This window comes from Legionella nigrisilvae (genome assembly GCF_977063395.2).
Window position 1 is genome coordinate 974,666 of record NZ_CDRUGZ020000027.1, and the last position, 14,981, is coordinate 989,646.

Below are 14,981 nucleotides of genomic sequence, written 5' to 3' on the forward strand. Positions count from 1 at the left end.
TTAATGTTAATATTGTATAATTTGTGTAATATATGTAAATATAAATCCTAACAGCGAGTATAAAATGTCTTATAGAATAGATAATTCTGGTGGTGGTAACTGCGGATTTTATGCTTTTGCTATAGGTTTAATCAATACCATTAAAAACGAGCACGCCATCCACCAAACAAGCGCAACATACAACAGATGGAAAGAAGAAGGTCTTAGTAACGTAAACTTGCAGGACATTCTGGATGTTGATTTAAATCAATTATATCACTCCCCTAGAAATTATAAAAATGCACTCTTGTTTGAATTACAAACGTCGTTAAGAAACATCGTCTTTAATATATATAAAAACGAGCTGATTAATAGGAAAAAAGGAGAGGACGTTTTACAAGATGGACGAGCAAGAATTGAAGCGACCCCCGTTTACGATAAATTTAGAGAATTGGTTCACTTTTATTTAGATAATCAGGATTCACTCGCTGAAATAAGTCAATTTAATGAATTAGCTTTATCCCCTGAAGTTCTTTCCTTAGCAGAAAAAACCGCTCAAACGTTACGTGTTAAACTTGAAAATCCATCTTCTGATAAACCCGATATGATCGAACTACAGCATCTTCGAGATGTAGTATTGCGGGATGTGCTTTCAGAAGATAAAGTAAATCCTGGTTCTGTGATTCTAAAAGGAATAGAAAAAATTAAGGAATCAGGAAGATGGGCCACACATGATGATTTAAAAGAAATAGCAGCACATCTTGATGTAAACCTTCACGTGGTAGGTAAAGAAAATGGGGCCTCTAGACCTCATCTACCTACTATTATTCTAAATAATGAAGGTAATGCCCATTGGACCACCAGCGTTGAACAATTAACTCCGTCCACCGCTAAATCCTCTAAAGAAGTGTATGTGGAAAAAGAAGTATATGTGGAAAAATCATCTGTCTCCAAGAAAGAAGAAAGACCTTTTTCAGAAAAAGAAGAACAAGTAATAAACGCAACTGTAAGTGCTCAAGGGGAACAAGATAAAGTTAACCTCTACCGAGAAAATATAACCCAACTTATTCAAACTGCATCCAGTTTAGGGTTGTTTTCTCAAGTTAAAAATAAAATTGATCTTGATAAAATTGATAAAGCAGAGGCTCTTAAAAACGAACAGGGTGAACAAGTAGAGTCCGATGAGGCTTTTGCCGAACGTTTACAAGAAGCAGAGTTAAGACGAGTTTTGGGATAAGAATCCCAAAACTGTCCCCATACAAAAAATCTCACCCACCCACTTGTCCTATCCTTCCATTTTAACTATTTTATAAAAATTACCTATTAATTAAGGTATATTATAATGAGCAACATTCAACGTTTTATTAAAGCACAGCAAGGCCAAGGTAGGGATATTTCATTTCAGCAAGCGTACGCTGAACTTGAAGCCGGAAGCAAAAAAAGCCACTGGATATGGTATATCTTTCCCCAATTGAAACAGCTTGGCTTCAGTCCAATAGCACAGCACTTTGGTATCGCTGATTTGAAAGAAGCCTGTGATTATTTACAAAATGAACTACTTTTTCGTAATTATTACGCAATGGCTCAGTTGGTAGAACAACAATTAAAAAAACAGATTCCAATTGTATTCCTGATGCAGGGAGAGATTGACACCCTGAAACTAGTCTCCAGTATCACCCTATTTCGAGAAGCGGCTTCTTTTCTGTCACGACAAGGAAATACCCCTCAGAACTTTGATGACCTAATAAGTTGTTGTGACCAGATTCTAAATGAAACCTCAAAACAAGGTTATATTGCCTGTAAGCGGACGCTTAGTTTTGTGCAGGATCAAAAAAACCACCATCATTAGGAGTTTTTAAAACAAACCAAATTTAATGAAACGATTAGCGTGCTACTTTTTTCCTAAAACAATTTTCAAACTCTAGAAGGGTGAACTCTTTTTGTTGTATCTCCTTGCTCAATTTTACTGTGTTGTAATAAAGACACTATAATATGCTTAAAAGGTTCTTCCAATTAGTTCAGGACCAATACTTTCTCATTTGGACGTATAGAACTAAGTGGAGGATTTCTTTAAATATTTAACATACACTTTTATGGATGGCTTGATTTGATACCTTATATACAGCGTAGTTCTTACTTAAAATTACCTCCTAATTTTTATGAAGTGATTGAGCCCACACCCATTGTAGATCCTTATTTAATCAAATTTAATCAAGAGTTAGCTTCTTATCTTTGTGCTCCCCATTCCCCTTCTTTTAGGGAATCAGACATAGTCCCTTTTTATGCCGGAAATGTGGTTCCTCCACATCTTGAAACTATTGCATTAGCCTACGCGGGACATCAGTTTGGATACTACGTTCCTCTTTTAGGTGATGGTCGTGCCGTATTACTTGGTGAAATACGCAGCCAAGATGGAACTCTATGGGATATTCAACTCAAAGGTTCTGGAAAAACAATGTTTTCGCGTACCGGTGATGGCAGAGCGCCACTTTCTGCTGTGTTAAGAGAATATCTGATCAGTGAGGCAATGCATGGCTTAAATATTCCAACCACTCGTTGCTTGGCTGCAATTGCAAGCAAAGAACAAATTTATCGACAAAACGGTCCAGTACCATTAGGTGTATTAACCCGAGTAGCTTCAAGTAGCTTACGAGTTGGCTCTTTCGAATATGCTGCAGCTCAAAAAGACGATCAGTTACTTAGAGCTTTGGCTAACTATGCTCTTGAAAGACACTACCCTGAACTTTTACCCAGTGCGAACCCTTATCTTGAATTATTTAAAAAAGTTGTTGATCGACAAGCCCATCTTATTGCGGAATGGATGGGAGTAGGCTTTATTCATGGAGTCATGAATACGGATAATATGACCATATCGGGAGAAACGATAGATTATGGTCCCTGTGCTTTCATGGACGAATTTGATTTTGGTACGGTATACAGTTCTATTGATGTTATGGGACGTTATGCTTATGGAAATCAAGCCGCCATCGCAAAATGGAATTTAGCACAATTGAGTCTGGCTTTACTTCCGCTATTTAAAGACGAGAGGGATCTGCAACACATGCAAGAAGCGCTTCACTCATTTACAGAGCGGTTCTCTAAATATTGGAATAAAAAAGTAAGAGAGAAATTAGGACTCTTTGATGAGAATATTCAACCGGTTGAGCTTATCAAAACCTTCTTCGAATTATTACAACAACATAAACCAGATTTTACAAATATTTTTCGTCTCCTGAGTAAAGCCCTCTACTCTGAGCGCTCTCAACTCGATGTAATCAATGCATTAGGAAATCAACCCAGCAGCAAACAGTGGGTTTCTGATTGGGTGAATTGTATTAAACAACAAAAAATTGGGATCAACGAAATACAAAATAAAATGAACCGGGTAAATCCTGCCTATATTCCCAGAAACCATTTAGTTGAAAACGCAATTCGAGATTTCATTGAGCAAAACGACAACACCTTAATGGATAGTCTTTTAACGGTCTTAAAAAATCCTTATCATCAACAAAAAGAAACAGAACATTTACAATGTTTGCCCTTGCCTCATGAGCGAGTCTACCAAACATTCTGTGGCACTTAGCCTAGCAGCACAGCGTAATCCCGGATTTAGCCATTCGACTTACCACAAAATCCGGGTTTTGTGCTGCCCGTGTTATACAAAAATAAAATTAAAGTATTTTTTGATAAAGAACTTCTTTTAATAAAGCGCCATCCTCGTAAAATTCTGCTAATTTAGTGGAGGTTGTGGCTTCAAAACCTAAAGCATCATAGAATTTTCGTGCTTGAATATTGTCTTCAAATACCCAGAGCAATATTTTTTTGTATCCCTGATTTGCAAGTTCAGAAATTGCTGCGAGGCATAATTGGGTACCCAATCCTCTCCGCCAGTACTCAGGATTCAAATAAATTGCACTGATTTCTCCCATCGTATCATCAGCACTAAAATCACGAAAAGGACAAATACTCGCAAAACCAATAATTTGGTTATGAACTTCCATGACTAATACTTTAACTTCCTGTTCTATCAAATCACGCCACTGCTGAGTTCGCTCTTTTAAGGACAGATTTTGTAATATAATTTCGGGAATAAAATCTCGATACATCTTTTGCCAGGAACAGATATGAATTTGTGCTATAGCCTCGGCATCATCTAATGTCGCTGTTCGGATATTGGGCATTACATTTTTAGTCATAATAAAAACCTTAAAGACGCAATTAATTTCTATTTGCAGATAAATTATTCACGTTTTTTAAAATTCAACTTTAGATAACCTAATATGTAATATGCTATGTTAGAATGGAAAAATTGTCACTAAAAAGGATTTAGCTATGGAAAAAATCAAAAAGAAAGAACAAATAATCATTGGGGCTTTTGCCTTATTTTTTTCGTCAATAGTCACCGCAGAAACAGTCACTAGCGATGTGGCTACCACAAATGGAGCTTCAGTTGGAAAAATCGTGTTTGAAGATGGCAAGTATGGATTACTTATAACCCCTCACCTGACCGGACTTCCTGCGGGTATTCATGGTTTTCACATCCATCAACATCCTGATTGTGGTGACCACGCTAAAAATGCAGGTTCTCATTTGGACCCAATGAACACCCAAAAACATCTTGGTCCATTTAACCAAGGTCATTTAGGTGATTTACCGGTATTAATGGTTGATAGCAATGGAGCTGCTAATGTGCCAATCTTAGCACCTCGCTTAACTACCAAAGACATCAAAGGACACTCCATCATGGTTCACGCAGGCGGAGATAATTACAGCGATAATCCTCCTTTAGGAGGTGGTGGTGATCGTATTGCGTGTGGAAAAATCCCTTCATAGTAAGAAAAGAGTTTATCCGGATTCAGATATAATCTCATCCGGTTTTCCATATTTTTGAATTTTTTATTGAAAGTATTTTCTTTCTTATTATTAATTGGCATGATACGCCCCAAAATAATAATAAGGGAAATGTGATGTCTAGTTTTTTTTCAAAAATTGAATCAACCTGGCGAGGATACCATAGCCTGAGAGCTAAATATGCTGATTTAATTCCTATACCGGAACCCTCCTATTTTGGTCCAATTCATGACATATCTACTTTTACTGACTTACTTGTGCGCCCTATTCACAGCCCACTTTGGTTAGGTGTGAATGCGTTATTGCTCTTTTTGAAAAGTTTTATTTATTTAGCCGCTACTGCATTATTACTAATACCTGCTTTATTATTAGCAGTCTTTGCACCCCGATCCCAAATAAGTGCGGGTGCTTGTTCCTCATTTAAAGCAAGCGCAGCACATACAATTGTAGATGCAACCATGGGTGTTATTGCAACATGCGCCGCACTCGCTTCTATTGTTTTTAATCCAATATATTTACTTACTCGATGTCTAAGCACTGTGGTTGAACACTTAAATGAAGTGACGGAATCCTGTTGTGGACTAACTATTGCGCGATTTAATTAATTAGTAAATTTAATTCAAAACATGAAGCGAAATCCGAGTCAAATTGAATGCAGCTCCTTTTCGCTTCACCTATAGAATTAATCGGATCGACTGTATTTACCAATTAATTCAGTTTGTTCAATGATATGATTTTGCATGGCGGTCTCTATTTCTTTTTTTGTAGCATGTTCTCCCAGAGTCAATGAGGTATCTAAAGCATAGAGTTTGAAGGAATACCGATGAGTACCTTTTGGGGGACAAGGTCCACCATAGCCTGTTTTACCCCAACTATTTTGTGCACTTATTGCGTTCGAAGGTATACCAGTTTCCAATTTAAGCTCATGACAATCAGGAGGTACATTAAATAATATCCAGTGTACCCATAAACCCATTGGCGCGTCTGGATCATCCATGATTAAAACAAAAGATTGAGTATTTTTGGGTATATCGCTCCACACCAAGGGTGGCGAATGATCAGTACCATCACAAGTATATTCTCTGGGAATAAACTCATTATGAACAAATGCAGGGCTTTCAAGTATCATTACACACTCCTTGTAATGGAACATTTAATTGCAATTTAGACTATTTTTGAGCAAAAATACAGGAGTGTGATAGGGAATCATTAAACTAGATCGTTAATTTTCCTCTTAAAATCTGCCAAAACATGACGAAATCACCCATCAGGCTATATAAGGGATAATGAAATGTCGCGGGTTTATTTTTTTCATAAACAAAATGCCCAATCCAGGCAAATCCATAGCCAGCTATAAGCATCAAAATGAGCCAATAACCATGGCCAGTATAAAGAAAAAAAATAAAACTTAAACAAGCTAGAAGAGTGCCTAAAGCATGCAAGCGCCGACACATGCGTGTTTGATGCTCATTGAGATAAAATAAATAGAACTCATCAAAGTTTTTAAATTTCTTATACTTTTTCATACAAATTAAGAAAGTCCTGTTAATTTTTTAAATTATAGTTTAAAAGCGCATTTCAATGTTATTATTAAAATAAGGATGGTTTTTTATTAATCAACGTGGTGACTTATCTAGAATGAATGAGATCAATGTAGAACAATTAAAAAATCTACTGGATGAAGCAACAAAAAGTATTAAATCCTCAGAACGTCTTCTTGATGAATTAAAGAATGCACCTATAGAAGAAGATTCTTCTATGGAAGATACAATTTGTTCCATCCAATTAGTTCTACAATATCGTTTAAGTAATCAAGATACTCTGGCTTTACTTTTAAGCATTGATCAAAACTTGCTTTATCTCTTGGATATTCAGCCGCGAAATTCATCTAAAATGAATATGGATCGTCTTGCCTATGCTTTGGGAAATGAAGATTTAAAACAAGTCATTCATGTGCTTACGTCACTCGTTAATTCTCTACTAAGAATTACCCACCGTTATCAAAAAGATCACTTAAATTTTGAATTAAAAGCACATCAAGGTAGACACATCAAGCAAAACACATTTATTAAAGGAATGCAAAAACTGATTTTCCAACACGATCATTTTTTAAACTTGATGCGTAAACTAGCAGAAAATGTGACCCTCCTTTTAGAGTATCAATCCGTAGGACCACTTTTTGATCATATAGCCGCGCTCAGAGGTCCCATATCCCAATTTTATCAAGCCACATTACATGGTCTTGGGGTAGCGAAAGAGCTTTATGAAAAAATTAATAAGAACGAGTTGTTGAATCAAAAAGTGGAGATTCTCTTAAAACAAGCTGAAGAAGTGCTCAATATTATGCCTTCAATTTATAAACCGCACCCTCATTATACTTTGACCCCTCCAAGTAATACCTTGACTCAACCAAGCAGCACACTAACGCTACCAAGAGCACCATCGCCTGAGCAATTAGAACAGCGTGCCGCAGCCAAACGATTAAGACCTTTTTTCAATTAGAGATGAGGTCTCGTAGCCGACAACGCAACGCTTACCTGAGAGCCCAGGTTTGCTGCGCTTCACCCAGGCTACAAGTTTACGTTGACATCGTCGCGTGAATGGTTACAAATAACAACCAATGCCATCATAACCAATTACATGACATGACTTATAAGCGCTTTGCTCAAGTCGATAACGTACAGAACCATAATTGGCAATAATGGTTCCATTTTTAGTTTGCTCTACCTGAGGTTTTCGATAGTCCTCTGAACGCTCACAGGCAGCATGATCTTGTATCCAAATTCCCCCTTTTGAAACAATACGCGCATTACTTGGGCTCAGTCGGTTATTTCCACAATTTTTAATGACCAAATGCTCTATTTTGGGGGCTGAAAAAATTAGATCATAACCAGCTGCCGCCGCTTTTACTGCGTTTTCAGCATCCAAAATACCATGCCCACAAGGTTTTTTACCCACACAAGATTTATTCGCATCATTACTGACTCCAAAATCATGTGTTGTTGAATACAATAATTGTTCTACTTGTTCTGGACTAAGTACTTTCTCACTTGCAGCAAAAACTAATCCGGCAACTCCGGCAACATGAGGGGTTGCCATACTGGTACCTTGATAAAAATCGAAGCCCGAGCCATTATATCCACCTCCAGGGTTCACTGTGGATAAAATTCCTCCCCAAATGCCATAACGCTTGTCTCCTCCTGGAGCAGCTAAAGTAACACTTGGACCATAGTTTGAAAAATAGGATCTAAGGCCTTCGGGTCCTGTAGAAGCTACTTTAATGGTTCCATTACAAATCGCGGGTGCATTAAAATGCTCCCAAACGTTGTCATTTCCCGCTGCGACAGCCAATACCGCACCTTTTTTGCGTGCAAAAAAGACTGCTTCTTGTAATGCTTGATCACAATAGTCTATTTCATCTTTAGGACCTCTATCGACTCCAAAACTCATGTTCAATATCTTTGCTGGATGAATGTTTGGTGGTATTCCAGGGACGTCGCCACCTACAGCCCAATATATGGCATTAATGACGTAGCTTTCATAAAACATTCCATTAGCTGCAGGAATTTTTAAAGGAAGGATTTTTAAATCCTCACCCATCCCACTCATCACACTGCCATAACCAGCAATCGTCCCAGCAACATGAGTGCCATGGTACGAGCGGGTTTCATCAACCAAATTATTATTATTTCCCGCAAAATTCCAACCCCATAAATTACCTGAACTATCTTTTACTAGGTTATTTATTAAACTGTCATTTAAAGCAATTCCCGTATCTAAGACTGCAACTACTATGGGCTTTTTGGAAAGACCCGTGGTGTAGGCCCAAGCACCATCTCTAAATCCAGGCTTTGACTCCAACATAATTCCTGCGGGTCGAGAAAATTCATCCCACTGACTTTCATGAGATAATATATCACCGGCACCTAAAATCTCAGGATCCGGAACCGGTTTAAAATAACTTACTCTATCTTTAACTGCATATAAAACTTGAGGATTGTTGCGCAAACGTTCTAAAACCAAGGACGTAGGATCTTCATTATCGTTTTGAACCAAAGTACTGTTTGTTGAGTCTAAAATTAGTAAAAAGGCCCCATTGGCCATAGGATTTAATTCTTTAACCGGTAATTGGGTTATCTGTTTTATTTGTGTTTTTAAAGATGAAACACTTGTCATTTGTTCTTTATATTTGATTATTACTCGCACTGTATCTTCACCCGAAGCGGCAAAAATACCTTGTGTAATAATTAAAAGACCTAAACCTAAAATCCCTGATTTAAACATGCCACAATCTCCTTATAAAAATACATCGAAATTCAGTATGCTATAAGAAAAAAAGCAAAACAAGATGAACCATATCCCAAAATTTTACGCTAATGTTCTTAATGTATTATGCTTAAAATAGATTTTGAAATTCTTAATGCACTTTATATACTGCATTCATCCTTCGTTTATTTTAAAAAATGTTTATGAACTTACGAAATCTATTTTATAACATGGCCATTCAATGCATACGAAAAGTGCAATCCTTATTTGGAATCATAACTATGGGGCCACGCGCTATTATTCTAAATCAGGAAAATCAAGTTCTGTTGGTAAAACACACTTATGAACCCTATTGGTTTCTTCCAGGTGGCGGGGTAAAAAAAGGTGAAACGGTAAAAGAAGCCTTAATACGTGAATTAAACGAAGAGGTTGGAATAATCCCAACTGAAGAACCGAAATTATTTGGGATTTATTTTCATATCTACATGGGAGTCCATGACTATCCGATTGTTTTTATCATTAAACATTTTAATTCCATAAAAACTCATTCTTACGAAATTGAACAAATGGCTTGGTTCGATTACCATAATTTGCCTGAATTGGTGAGTCCGGGAACAAAGCGTAGACTGGATGAATATTTTTCTCAAAACGCTCAATCAGACAGATGGTGAATTGTTGCACATCCTGTCTCATTGAGAAAAATTAGACTCGCAGTCTGGGTAAAGGCGCAAGGCGTAGCCCCGGGAAGAAATTAAGAAAAACCCGGGGTCACTCTGCTACGCAGTACAAATCAATAGCGATATTGCTCTGGCTTATAAGGACCATTGATTTCCACGCCTAAATAATCTGCTTGTTCTTTCGTGAGTGGGGTTAATTTTGCTCCAATTCTCTCCAAATGCAAGCGAGCTACTTTTTCATCCAATAACTTGGGAAGAACATAAACTTGTCGATCATATTGAGCAGCATTTTTAAATAATTCGATTTGCGCCAAAATTTGGTTGGAAAAAGATGCTGACATCACGAAACTTGGATGCCCTGTAGCACATCCTAGATTGACCAATCGTCCCTCAGCTAAAAGGATTAATCGCTTACCATCTGGGAATATAATGTGGTCCACTTGGGGCTTTATATTCTCCCATTGATATTTCTTTAAGCTGTGCACATCGATTTCAGAATCAAAATGACCAATATTGCATAAAATAGCCTGATTTCGCATACGTTTCATGTGATCGTGAGTCACTACATGGTAATTACCCGTGGCGGTCACAACGATATCTACCTGTTCAGCAACATCATCCAGAGTTACTACCCGATATCCTTCCATTGCAGCTTGCAGCGCGCAAATGGGATCAATTTCTGCAATTAGAACATTTGCACCTTGACCTCGTAATGCTTGCGCACATCCCTTCCCTACATCTCCATAACCTAAAATTAAAGCGACCTTTCCAGCTATCATTACATCGGTCGCACGTTTTATTCCATCAAGCAAGGACTCACGACAACCGTACATATTATCAAATTTGGATTTAGTTACTGAATCATTCACATTAATCGCTGGGATTTTTAAATCACCCTTTCTAGCCATTTCATATAACCGCGCAACGCCTGTAGTTGTTTCTTCAGAAACCCCTTTAATTCCTGTTAATAGTTCTGGGAATTTTTGGTGAACCATTTGTGTCAAATCGCCACCATCATCAAGCAACAAATTAGGAGACCAATCATTGGGTCCAATGAGAGTTTGCTCCACGCACCACCAATATTCTTCTTCAGTTTCACCTTTCCAGGCAAATACTGGAATACCCTTTGCGGCAATAGCTGCAGCAGCATGGTCTTGGGTAGAAAATATATTACATGAAGACCAACGAACTTCGGCGCCTAACGCAGTCAGCGTTTCAATCAGCACTGCAGTTTGTATTGTCATATGCAAACAACCTGCAACCCGAGCACCCTTTAATGGCTTGGTTGCAGCAAACTCTTCACGCAAAGCCATTAATCCTGGCATTTCAGTCTCGGCAATCGCAATTTCTTTGCGTCCCCACGAAGCCAGTGACATATCAGCTACTTTATAATCTTTCGTCATATTGCTCCCTGCCTCTACCTTATTGACTAGTTCCATTAGCTCTCCTTATAAAGCTTTGCTTAACTCCGTCACCTTGTCCAAACGTTCCCAAGGAAAATTCTCACGTCCATAATGGCCATAAGTTGCGGTTTGCTTGTAGATCGGACGAAGCAAATCATGATATTCGATAATACCTTGTGGTGTTAAATCAAAATGAGAGTGAATTAATTCAATAATTTCATTATCTGATAAACGACCGGTACCGAATGTTTCAACAAAAATTGACGTGGGTTCTGCAACCCCAATCGCGTAAGAAATTTGTAGCTCACATTTATCAGCCAATCCAGCCGCTACAATATTTTTTGCCACATGCCGTGCTGCATAAGCGGCAGAACGATCCACTTTAGAGGGATCCTTACCTGAAAAACATCCTCCGCCATGTCGCGCCATACCACCATAAGTATCAACGATAATTTTACGACCAGTTAATCCACAGTCCCCTAACGGGCCACCAATAACAAAACGACCTGTTGGATTAATGAAATAACGTGTTTTATGAGTCAACCATTCGCTGGGTAATGTAGTTTTAATAATTTCTTCACGCACCGCTTCAACTAAATCATTATATCCAATTTCAGTTGCGTGCTGTGTTGAAAAAACAACGGTATCCACTTCAACGGGTATACCACTTTCATATTTTAGGGTTATTTGACATTTAGCATCGGGTCGCAACCAGGGTAATGCTCCTGATTTACGCAAATGAGCCTGTTTTTCCATCAAACGATGTGCATAAGCGATTGGAGCAGGCATATACACATCGGTTTCACGGCTGGCATAACCAAACATTAAACCTTGATCTCCGGCACCCAGCATTTTAGTTTCTTTATTGTCTACGCCCTGTGCAATATCAGGGGATTGCTTACCTATGGCAGAAAGTACTGCACAAGACTCCCAATCAAAACCCATTTGTGAGCTGTTATAACCTATATCTTTAACGACTTGTCGCGTTACGGCTTCCACATCAACCCATGCTTTAGTAGTAATTTCACCACCAACTAACACCATACCTGTTTTAACGAAGACCTCGCAAGCAACACGGGCAGCAGGATCTTGCGTTAAAATAGCATCTAAAATTGCATCTGAAATCTGATCTGCTATTTTGTCAGGATGTCCTTCAGAAACTGATTCAGAAGTAAAAACGTGACTTTCATTCATTAGTTAATCCTCTAATTATATGTGTATATCCTATTTCATCAATTGTATAAATTCATTAAATATTATTTCTATATCGTGAGGTCCAGGGCTTGCTTCTGGGTGTCCCTGAAAGCCCAATGCTGGCTTTTCCTTATGTCTAATGCCTTGAAGAGTATTATCAAATAATGAACGGTGCGTGACGGAAAGACAGTCAGGTAAGCTCTCTTCATCCACTGCAAAACCATGGTTTTGACTGGTTATAAAAACACGTTTTTTCCCTTCCGTTTCAATGACAGGATGATTGGCGCCGTGGTGGCCAAATTTCATTTTTTTGGTTACTCCACCACAAGCTAAAGCCAAAATTTGAAAACCCAGGCAAATCCCGAATAGAGGAATATTATGCTTTAAAAACTCTTGGGTGGCGCGGATTGCATAATCACATGCCTGTGGATCCCCAGGACCATTTGATAAAAATACACCATCAGGATTCATAGCCAAAACTTCTGCAGCAGAAGTTTTTGCTGGGACTAAAGTTAGATGACACCCTTTATCATGTAAAATACGCAAGATATTGTGCTTTACTCCAAAATCATAAGCAACTACATGAAATTTTTGGGGCTGAGAGTCTGTCCCCCACTCACCTTGACCTTCATGCCACCGTTCTATAGTTTTTCTTGAAACCTCTAGCGCCAAATCCACACCCTGCAATCCAGAGAAGGATTTTGCTTTCGCTAAAACCGCTTCAGGATTCTCTACATCGGTACTGATGCAAGCTCCCACGGCACCGTGTTCTCGTAAACGCAAGGTCAAATCTCGAGTATCAATTCCAGCAATTGCAACCACACCATTTTTTTTGAGCCAATCTGTGAGCGATTGTTCCGCGCGATAATTACTATGGATTATTGAAGAATTCCGGAGAACTAAGCCTGCAGCCCAAACTTTATTTGACTCCATGTCTTCATGCGTACATCCAGTATTCCCCACATGTGCGGTAGTCAAAGTAATGATTTGCCGTGTATAAGAAGGGTCAGTGAGCATTTCCTGATAACCCGTCATAGAAGTATTAAAAACCAACTCTCCGACACAATCGCCTGTTGCCCCTACCGAAATACCTTCATAAACAGTTCCATCGGCTAATACTAAAATTGCTGGTTGGTTCATCATGGTTCTACTCTATTAGTCTGGTTGTCAATGTGCCTCCAGTAGCCTGAGTGAAGCGAACCGTAACCCGGAAGTTTTCTACACCTAACCCGGGTTACAATGTCTCCTTTTGATATGGAGTCATAACGATTACAAATCCCTTAGTCATCAAGCTCAAAAAATGCACATTTAGATAAATGTGAGCATTGTAACTTACTTAGCTTAAAATTTCATGTCTTCAAAGAATTTTTTCACACCTGCAAACCAGGAATTTGAGCGTGGAGAGTGTTTTCCCTTGGCATTTTCCAGTGATTCTTGGAATTTAGTCAATAATTCTTTTTGTTCTCGTGATAAATTCACAGGAGTTTCTACAACTACTTTACATAATAAATCACCCTGCCCATGACCACGAACCGATTTCATTCCCTTACCTCTCAAACGAAACACTTTTCCGGTTTGCGTTTCCTCAGGGATCTTTAAAGTAACCCGACCTTCAAGGGTTGGTACTTCTATGGAACCACCCATTGCAGCGATTATAAAACTTATAGGTACCTCACAATGTAAATCATTTTCATGACGTTCAAATATAGTATGTTTTTTTACGTTGATTTGTACATATAGATCACCTGGGCCACCACCATGCGTTCCGGCTTCCCCTTCTCCACTTAATCGAACCCGATCACCATTATCTACACCAGCGGGAATTTTAACGGTTAGTTTTTTACTTTCACGGACCCGGCCTTGGCCATGACAATCTTGGCAAGGATCTGAAATAATTTTTCCTTCACCATGACAACTAGGGCAAGTTTGTTGAATAGAGAAAAAACCTTGTTGAATTCTAACTTGTCCTATTCCATTACAGGTTTCACACGTTTTAGGTTGGGTTCCTTTTTTAGCACCACTACCGCTACAGGTAGAACACGCCCCATGTCTAGGAACGGTAATTTGCACTTCTTTACCCTGGGCAGCTTCTTCGAGTGTTAACTGCACATTAAATTGCAAATCAGCACCTCGTTGCCCACGAGATTGTCGTCCGGTACCTCGTCCGCCCGAAAAGATATTTTCAAAAATATCTTCAAAGACATCACCAAAACCTCCAAAACCCCCAAAACCTTGACCACCTCGCATGGAAGGATCAACGCCTGCATGTCCAAATTGATCATAGGCGGCCCGTTTTTGCGGATCTGAGAGAATACTGTAAGCGTATTGAATTTCTTTAAATTTTTCTTCTGCAGCAGAATCACCAGCATTGCGATCTGGGTGATACTTCATTGCCAACTTGCGATATGCTTTTTTAATTTCGGCATCACTTGCAGTTCGACTTACTTCTAAAAGTTCATAATAATCCCGCTGTTCCATAACTACTCACAATATTTAAAAATTAACAATAGGCAATTTGGCCTGAGTGCAGCAAAGCGAAACCTGGGATTAATAGATTCTTTTATATCCAGAAATCCCGGGTTTCGCCTTGCTGCACCCAGGCTAATTGCAC

The 14,981-nt window shown here is 38.6% G+C and carries 15 protein-coding genes; 7 read left to right on the plus strand and 8 right to left on the minus strand.

What is annotated here, in order from left to right; genetic code table 11:
* Positions 1-64 precede the first annotated feature (64 nt).
* From ACWTE2_RS21600 to ACWTE2_RS21610, 3 genes are all read left to right on the plus strand, one after another.
* Positions 65-1,216 carry a hypothetical protein gene (locus ACWTE2_RS21600; RefSeq protein WP_454784309.1) on the plus strand — a complete coding sequence of 384 codons (1,152 nt, stop codon included), beginning with the start codon at positions 65-67 and terminating at the stop codon, positions 1,214-1,216.
* Between the two features lie 105 nt (positions 1,217-1,321).
* Positions 1,322-1,828: a DUF1810 family protein gene (locus ACWTE2_RS21605; RefSeq protein WP_454784310.1), complete on the plus strand. Its 507-nt coding sequence runs from the start codon at positions 1,322-1,324 to the stop codon at positions 1,826-1,828.
* A gap of 258 nt (positions 1,829-2,086) precedes the next feature.
* Positions 2,087-3,562 carry a protein adenylyltransferase SelO gene (locus tag ACWTE2_RS21610; RefSeq protein WP_454784311.1) on the plus strand — a complete coding sequence of 492 codons (1,476 nt, stop codon included), beginning with the start codon at positions 2,087-2,089 and terminating at the stop codon, positions 3,560-3,562.
* Positions 3,563-3,650: 88 nt separating this feature from the next.
* On the opposite strand, the gene ACWTE2_RS21615 is transcribed toward ACWTE2_RS21610, so the two are convergent.
* The gene (locus ACWTE2_RS21615) at positions 3,651-4,175 is read right to left on the minus strand and encodes a GNAT family N-acetyltransferase (RefSeq protein WP_454784312.1); all 525 of its coding nucleotides are present in this window, start codon (positions 4,173-4,175) and stop codon (positions 3,651-3,653) included.
* Between the two features lie 136 nt (positions 4,176-4,311).
* Between ACWTE2_RS21615 and ACWTE2_RS21620 the strand changes: the two genes are divergently transcribed.
* Together ACWTE2_RS21620 and ACWTE2_RS21625 are read left to right on the plus strand one after the other, a co-directional pair.
* Positions 4,312-4,812 carry a superoxide dismutase family protein gene (locus ACWTE2_RS21620; protein ID WP_454784313.1) on the plus strand — a complete coding sequence of 167 codons (501 nt, stop codon included), beginning with the start codon at positions 4,312-4,314 and terminating at the stop codon, positions 4,810-4,812.
* Between the two features lie 134 nt (positions 4,813-4,946).
* Entirely contained in the window at positions 4,947-5,435 is a 489-nt protein-coding gene (locus ACWTE2_RS21625; protein WP_454784314.1) for a hypothetical protein, read from the plus strand.
* A 77-nt stretch (positions 5,436-5,512) separates the two neighbouring features.
* On the opposite strand, the gene ACWTE2_RS21630 is transcribed toward ACWTE2_RS21625, so the two are convergent.
* Both ACWTE2_RS21630 and ACWTE2_RS21635 read right to left on the minus strand, forming a co-directional pair.
* Positions 5,513-5,959, minus strand: coding sequence for a YbhB/YbcL family Raf kinase inhibitor-like protein (locus tag ACWTE2_RS21630; RefSeq protein WP_182391280.1), 447 nt, complete (start codon positions 5,957-5,959; stop codon positions 5,513-5,515).
* 85 nt (positions 5,960-6,044) lie between these two features.
* Entirely contained in the window at positions 6,045-6,356 is a 312-nt protein-coding gene (locus ACWTE2_RS21635) for an Mpo1-like protein (RefSeq protein ID WP_454784315.1), read from the minus strand.
* 112 nt (positions 6,357-6,468) lie between these two features.
* On the opposite strand from ACWTE2_RS21635, the gene ACWTE2_RS21640 reads away from it, so the two are divergent.
* Entirely contained in the window at positions 6,469-7,332 is an 864-nt protein-coding gene (locus ACWTE2_RS21640; RefSeq protein ID WP_182391282.1) for a hypothetical protein, read from the plus strand.
* Between the two features lie 102 nt (positions 7,333-7,434).
* Here the strand turns inward: ACWTE2_RS21640 and ACWTE2_RS21645 are convergent, their stop codons facing one another.
* Positions 7,435-9,114 (minus strand): S8 family serine peptidase, encoded by a 1,680-nt coding sequence (locus ACWTE2_RS21645; RefSeq protein ID WP_454784316.1) that lies wholly within the window; start codon positions 9,112-9,114, stop codon positions 7,435-7,437.
* A 263-nt stretch (positions 9,115-9,377) separates the two neighbouring features.
* On the opposite strand from ACWTE2_RS21645, the gene ACWTE2_RS21650 reads away from it, so the two are divergent.
* Complete coding sequence (locus ACWTE2_RS21650; RefSeq protein ID WP_454784317.1) at positions 9,378-9,767, plus strand: NUDIX domain-containing protein; 390 nt, start codon at positions 9,378-9,380, stop codon at positions 9,765-9,767.
* Between the two features lie 119 nt (positions 9,768-9,886).
* On the opposite strand, the gene ahcY is transcribed toward ACWTE2_RS21650, so the two are convergent.
* The 4 genes from ahcY to dnaJ all read right to left on the minus strand — a co-directional run bounded on the left by ahcY (position 9,887) and on the right by dnaJ (position 14,848).
* Positions 9,887-11,212, minus strand: coding sequence for an adenosylhomocysteinase (gene ahcY / locus ACWTE2_RS21655; RefSeq protein ID WP_454784318.1), 1,326 nt, complete (start codon positions 11,210-11,212; stop codon positions 9,887-9,889).
* Positions 11,213-11,221: 9 nt separating this feature from the next.
* Positions 11,222-12,370 carry a methionine adenosyltransferase gene (metK, locus tag ACWTE2_RS21660; RefSeq protein WP_182391286.1) on the minus strand — a complete coding sequence of 383 codons (1,149 nt, stop codon included), beginning with the start codon at positions 12,368-12,370 and terminating at the stop codon, positions 11,222-11,224.
* Positions 12,371-12,400: 30 nt separating this feature from the next.
* Positions 12,401-13,513, minus strand: coding sequence for a glutamine-hydrolyzing carbamoyl-phosphate synthase small subunit (gene carA, locus ACWTE2_RS21665; protein ID WP_454784319.1), 1,113 nt, complete (start codon positions 13,511-13,513; stop codon positions 12,401-12,403).
* Positions 13,514-13,711: 198 nt separating this feature from the next.
* The gene (gene dnaJ, locus ACWTE2_RS21670; protein ID WP_182391288.1) at positions 13,712-14,848 is read right to left on the minus strand and encodes a molecular chaperone DnaJ; all 1,137 of its coding nucleotides are present in this window, start codon (positions 14,846-14,848) and stop codon (positions 13,712-13,714) included.
* Between the last annotated feature and the right edge of the window lie 133 nt (positions 14,849-14,981).